This window comes from Streptomyces rubellomurinus (genome assembly GCF_000961885.1).
In the GTDB taxonomy this organism is placed as follows: domain Bacteria; phylum Actinomycetota; class Actinomycetes; order Streptomycetales; family Streptomycetaceae; genus Kitasatospora; species Kitasatospora rubellomurina.
Genome location: NZ_JZKH01000303.1, coordinates 1 through 554, shown reverse-complemented (window position 1 = coordinate 554; position 554 = coordinate 1). Strand labels below are relative to the sequence as shown.

Genomic DNA, 554 nt, shown 5'->3' with positions numbered 1-554 from the left:
GCCGTTCGGCGCCAATCGGCCGGTGAACAGGTGGCCCTCGCCCTCGGCCAGAGCAGTCGCGGCGCCCAGCCAGGGGTGAGCGGACGCCTCCAGGCCCATCGAGCCAGCGTCGGCGGAGGCCGCGGTGGCCTCCGTCCAGAAGTACTCGCGCTGGAACGCGTAGGTCGGCAGCTCGGCGACCGGAGAGCCGCCCTCGCCGAGGACCTTCGTCCAGTCGATGTCGACGCCCTGGACGTGCAACTGGCCGAGGGACTTGAGGAGTTGGCCGATGCCGCCCTCGTTGCGAGCGAGCGAGCCGACGACCACGCCGCCGTGTTCGGCGCTGCCGTCCGTCAGCGGCATGGACAGCACCGGGTGGGCGCTGACCTCGATGAACACGTTGCGGCCGTCGCCGAGCAGCTGCTCCAGCGCCCGGTCGAAGCGGACCGGCTCCCGCAGGTTCCGGCACCAGTACGCACCGTCCAGCTCCGGCCCTTCCAGCACCCGACCCAAAACGGTGGAGTAGAAGGGAACGGACGCACGGCCGGGCGTCAGGTCGGCGAACTCCTCCGCCA

General features: G+C 71.5%; 1 protein-coding gene. It reads right to left on the bottom strand.

The window, feature by feature from the left end; genetic code table 11:
• The coding region (locus VM95_RS37940; protein WP_045706147.1) for an acyltransferase domain-containing protein at positions 1 to 554 on the bottom strand (554 nt) is incomplete at both ends.